The following is a 6,062-nucleotide window of genomic DNA, read 5'->3' on the forward strand; positions in this document are numbered from 1 at the left end:
AATATGTTTTTGCGGTGGATGGTTAGGGTAGATCAAAAGGGTGTTGATTTCGGTATCTGGGATACACTTCAGCCAAAAGATCTAATCTGTCCTTGCGATGTGCATGTTGATCGGGTGGGACGGTTGCTTGGACTGATTAATAGAAAGCAGACTGATTGGCTAACTGCAATTGAATTAACTAACAACTTGAAGCAGTTCGATCCCTCAGATCCGGTGAAGTATGATTTTGCATTATTTGGATTAGGAGTAGAAAAATTGCTTTAAAGTTTGAGAAATTGAGAAAAGTCAAAAAAAAGTTCTTTTTTCAATTCAATCTTCCTATACTTACGTAGTGATCCTGCTTCGGTTTAGCAGGATTGTGTCTATCCAATGTTTCGCTATGATCGCAGTTAATTTATCTGATGAAGATAGGTGGAAAAAATATAATAATTTTTCTCCTCTAGTCTCAATTTTTAAGAAATTCCACCCGCTTAATGATGAAATAGAAAAGCGGATTAACCAGCATACCTTTCCGATCAGCTACAAAAAAAATAAATACCTTGTTTCACCTGTAGACCGTAATAAGTTCCTTTTTTTAATTGTTAAAGGTGTAGTTAGGGGGTTTATTAAGGATGGAGATAATGAGATTACGACATGGATTGCCAAAGAGAATGAAGTTGTAGGTACCATACGTAATTTGTGGATAGATGGAGATTCGGATGAGTATTTACAGGCATTAGAAGATGTAGATTTAGTTGCTATCCCACACGTATTATCGGAATACCTTTACGAAAATTTTCCTGAAGCCAATATTGTTGGCAGAAAGATGATGGAGTTATATTACCGTTCGGCAGAGGAACGTGCTTACCTGTGCCGGATTTCTTCAGCCGAAAAAAGATACAAACGGTTTTTGCTTTCATTCCCTGATTTAATTAACCGGGTTTCTTTAAAACACATTGCTTCTTTTTTAGCCATCAGGCTCGAAACATTGAGTAGAATCAGGGCTAAGATTTAATTCTTTTAATTCGATTTATTTTCTTGTTTTTTAAGGTAACGGGTTTAGGATTTTAACAGATCTTAATCCCGTTTTTCTTTTGGCTAAAAACAACATTTTTGGTTTTAATCTGTAGTATAAATACTGCATGTTATAATATTGTTGTTGATTAATATCAAAAAAATATTTCGTTTACTGGTTGTTGTATACGGGCATAGTAATAGTTAGTTTCTCTTTTTGTTTGCTTTGTAGTATTGGTAATACAGTTTTTAATGTCTTAAGTGCAGGAACAGTCGGCAATGTTGTGGTTTTTTGGTACTTGCAGTAGTGTGAAAAATAACATACTTTTGCGGCCCTTAAAAAAGGCATTTTAAAATAGTCTCTATCTCTTCAAAAGTGTTTTATAATCAGCGTATAAACGCTGTTTTTGCTGCATCCTATAAAGAGAGTTTTTTATTGAAAAATAACTTTTTAGGAAGATTTTGTGCTCATGGGATGAGGTTCTTTATATGCAGTGATTACCCTTATTTTCAAAATGGAAAATGAATAAAATTATACAACGCTTTCTCTTTAAAAACATGTCTTTTATCAAGATATTTTTTCTTGCTTTATTTCTTCTTGTATTAGGAATTAGTCGTGTTTCAGCTCAATTTAATGTTACTGGTCTATTTACTGATTACAAAGGTTATTGGTCATCAAAACAAGGTTCAATAAATCCCATTTGGCCAGACAATAAAAATAATTTACTGGGTTTCACTTTTAACAACATAAATTATTCAACAGGTGTAAATGATGCATTACTTACCTCGAAACTTGTAACATTTACACCAGGGTCTTATCAGGCCTTCCCAGTTAAGAATATTCCTCTCCCTGGTACTGCTTCAAATTTTATAGGTCTTGGACAGTTAGAAGATGGGGTGGATAATGGAGGAGTTTACCCGTATTCGGTACCGGTAACAGTAGCTCAGATTCTTACAAGAGGTATAAGGGGATTGGATATGGGATCTTGTATTACTAATATTCCAGCTACGGCTGCTCCTTTAAGTTTTAATTTTGGCGCAATTACTGATGATTCTCAAATTGGAGATGGGGTGCCGGATATCTTAATTACACAGGTTGCACAAGCAACTGGGGCATTGGATCAGGTATATTTTGAAGATGGAAATGGAAATTTAGTCGGTAATAAAATTAGTATAGATCAATCTGCAATTCAATCAATCGGGACATGGTTGCCAGATTTTTATGATCCTAATACAGGGATAATTCAACCTGGTTTTATAAAAACAGAAAGGCCAATTCGAATTTGGGCTGCTGATGCCAGTGCTTTCGGGATAAATTCTGGTAATTACTTGCAACCGCTTGTTTTAAGATATAAACTGGGTGGTAGTAGTGATCCGGCTTTTATTGCCTTTAATACCAAGTTTATTAGCTTGGTAACGGCAAATGATGACCAAGCGGGTACTACATTGAATACGCCGATCAATTTCAGTATACTGGCTAATGATCAGCCAAACAATCAGGCGGCTCTTTCTTCTTATACGGTACCAACCGCTTCGGCACATGGAACAATAGTTAAACAGGCGAATGGAACGATAACCTATACGCCAAATGCAGGTTACTACGGGCAAGACTCTTTTACTTACACTATTTGTACTAATATAAACGGAACAATTACTTGTGATGATGCTATTGTTACCATCAATATTTCTCCTAATGTTGTTGAGCCTGTATTTAGTTCAGGAGTGAATTTGAGGTGTCAGGGTACAGGAAATACAACTTATACTGCGAGTTCTGCTTTTGCAACTTCCATGGCTTTTGCCATCAGTCCTAATAATGCAGGTACGGTATCTACTTCTGCAATGGCAAACAATGCCAATGTTGGTACGGCAACAGCAACAGTTACATGGGCAGCTGATTATTATGGTTCCGCAACTATAACGGCAATAGCTTACGGTTCAAATGGACCAAAATCAACTCCCTATAATATTACCGTAAATCAAGCTCCAACCTTAGTTGCAGGCGGCAACGCCACGCAAACTGTTTGTGCAGGATCGCCAATTGCATCAACCACTTTTACATGGGGGGGGAGTGCTACAGATGTAACTGTTACTAATCTTCCGGCTGGATTATCTATTTCTAAAAGTGGAAAAATTTTAACCATAAGTGGAACACCAACTGCTGGAGGATCTTATACCGTTACCACCACTGGACAATCTTCTCCTTGTGGCGCTGCAAGCGTTTCAGGAACAATTAGCATTAACCCAATTGCAACATTAGCTGTGGGTGGCAGTATTGACCAGGCTACCTGTACCGGTGGTGCAATTACACCGATTACATTTAGCTGGGGTGGTGCTGCCACGGATGTAAATTATACTGCTTTGCCGGCAGGATTAATCGCCAGCAAAAATTCGACTACAAAAGTTTTAACCATAAGCGGAGTACCTACTTCTGGAGGTACATATTCTGTAAGCACTATTGGTCAGCTCAGTCCATGTGTAGCCATTACTGCTACAAGTACTATAACGGTTAATCCTTCTGCTGGTTTAACAGCAGGTGGAGGGGCAAGCAGTCAAACTGTTTGTACCGGTAGTCCGATTACTCCGATAATTTATACCTGGTCTGGTTCGGCTACCGATGTGGTAGTGGATAACCTGCCTACAGGATTGATAACTTCAAAAGCAGGTAAAGTGCTCACAATTAGTGGAACGCCAACTTCTGGTGGCACATTTAGCGTAAGTACGGTAGGGCAAGCATCTCCATGCTTAGCTGTTTCATTAAGTGGTACTGTTACGATCACGGCTACACCAGCACCAACTGCAAGCAACCAGACTTTCTGCGAAATTTCCAATGCGACCGTTGCCAACTTAGCTGTAGCGGGAACAGGAGTTAAGTGGTATACCTCTTCAACCGGTGGAACTGCTTTGGCTTCAACTACAGCTTTGACCAACGGAACTTATTATGCCAGTCAGACTTTAAACAATTGCGAAAGTGCAACGCGTGCTTCGATCACGGTAACGATTACGGCTACAACAGCGCCAACTGCAAGCAACCAGACTTTCTGCGAAATTTCCAATGCGACCGTTGCCAATTTAGCTGCAACAGGCACTTCTGTTAAGTGGTATGCCTCTTCAACCGGTGGAACTGCTTTGGCTTCAACTACAGCTTTGACCAACGGAACTTATTATGCCAGTCAGACTTTGAACAATTGCGAAAGTGTAACGCGTGCACAGATCACAGTAACGATTACGGCTACACCAGCACCAACTGCAAGCAACCAGACTTTCTGCGAAATTTGAAGCTTTAGCTATGATATTCAAACATCAAATATCAATAATACGGTTAATGGAGGAAATTCGGTTCCTGCGTCATTCACTTGGACAGTAAATTCAAATGCGAATATAATAGGTGCAGCGAATGGATCGGGTAATACAATCACTCAAAGCTTAATCAATACGAGTAATAGTTCCCAAACAATCGTGTATACTGTAACACCAAAAGCGACTGTGACAGGTGGCTGTGTTGGTAATACATTTACGGTAACGGTTTCTGTTCCTGTTTGTTCGTCGATATCAATCACAAAATCTGCTAATGTTACTTCGGTAAATAAGGCTGGGAACGTGATTGCTTATACCATTGTAGTTGCTAATACCGGAAACGCTAGTCAAAATAATGTGGTTGTTAACGATCCGTTGCTGGGTGGCAACTTAAGTAATCCCATAAAGACTGGAAATTCGGATAATATTTTAGAAAAAGGCGAAACCTGGACTTACAATGGATCTTATACTGTACTTCAATCAGATTTAAATAGTAATGGTAATCCAGCCAATAACGCTGGAAAGATTACCAATACAGCGAGTGTTAATACTACCGAACTGCCGACAGCAAAGACAGCAACAGCTAATGTTAACATTGCTTTAAGTCCGGCAGTTACTTTGGTAAAAACAGGAACATTAAACATTAATGGTAACTCGATCAGTTACCTATTTACTGTTAAAAACACCGGTAACGTTACCTTGAATAACTTAGTTGTAACCGATAGTAAAGTTACAGGACCAATTACGTTAGCAAATAGCACATTGATACCAGGAGCAAACACAACTGCTACGGCGTCATATGCAATTTCTGCCACGGAGAAGGTTACTGGATCAGTTAGCAATACGGCTACAGTTAATGGTAAAGATCCGTTAAATGGCAATGTTTCTGATATTTCGGGAACGACTGAGGGTAACAATACACCAACGGTAACCAATACTGGAGTTTATGCTGTTGATGATGAAGGAACTTTAAATGCCGTAACAGGTGGTATTGCAGTAAACAATGTTTTGGTTAACGACAAGCTGAATGGTAATCAGGCTACTTTAGCTAATGTAACCATCAGTCAGATTTCGAGTTCAAACCCTAACATATCTATTGATCCTGCTACGGGAAAAGTGAATGTTCTTCCGGGTACCCCTGTTGGAACTTATACATTGGTTTATCAGATTGAAGATAAAGCAAATCCTGGAAATATAAAAGAAGCGACCGTTACTATTCATTTGGTTACAGGGGTAATATTAGCTGCTGATAATAACGGAAGTGCCAATAGTGTTACTGGCGGAACGGCAGTAACGAATGTTCTGGGCAACGATAACTACAATGGTGGTGCACAAGCAAACTTATCTAATGTCACCATCACCAACGGTACAAACGACAGCAATGGCAAGGTAACACTTGATCCAGCAACGGGAGCAGTAAGTGTTGCCGCAAATACACCTGCTGGCATTTACACTTTAACTTATACGATCACCGATAAACTGGATGCTTCTAAAACTTCTACTGCAACGGTAAAAGTAACGGTAGCATCTGGAGCTTTATTGGCGAAAGATGATTCAGGTACTGCCAACTCGGTAACAGGAGGGACAGCAGTAGCAAACGTACTTTCGAACGATACTTACAACGGAACTTCAACCGCTCCAACTTTGGCTGATGTCATCATTACCAACGGTACAAACGACAGCAATGGCAAGGTAACACTTGACCCAGCAACGGGAGCAGTAAGTGTTGCAGCAAATACACCTGCTGGTATTTATACTTTGACTTATACGATCAC

4 protein-coding genes are annotated in these 6,062 nt (G+C 39.4%); all 4 read left to right on the plus strand.

Annotated elements, in window-relative coordinates; all coding sequences use genetic code 11:
* A partial coding sequence (locus ASU31_RS26930) for a DUF2400 family protein (RefSeq protein WP_157258361.1) occupies positions 1-264 on the plus strand: 264 nt, incomplete at its 5' end.
* Between the two features lie 115 nt (positions 265-379).
* Positions 380-994: a Crp/Fnr family transcriptional regulator gene (locus ASU31_RS26935; RefSeq protein ID WP_057935324.1), complete on the plus strand. Its 615-nt coding sequence runs from the start codon at positions 380-382 to the stop codon at positions 992-994.
* A gap of 521 nt (positions 995-1,515) precedes the next feature.
* Complete coding sequence (locus tag ASU31_RS26940) at positions 1,516-4,269, plus strand: Ig-like domain-containing protein (protein ID WP_157258364.1); 2,754 nt, start codon at positions 1,516-1,518, stop codon at positions 4,267-4,269.
* Between the two features lie 105 nt (positions 4,270-4,374).
* Positions 4,375-6,062, plus strand: a 1,688-nt coding sequence (locus tag ASU31_RS26945) for a beta strand repeat-containing protein (protein ID WP_245224626.1), incomplete at its 3' end; no start/stop codon positions are given.

Source organism: Pedobacter ginsenosidimutans, assembly GCF_001442625.1.
Classification (GTDB): domain Bacteria; phylum Bacteroidota; class Bacteroidia; order Sphingobacteriales; family Sphingobacteriaceae; genus Pedobacter; species Pedobacter ginsenosidimutans.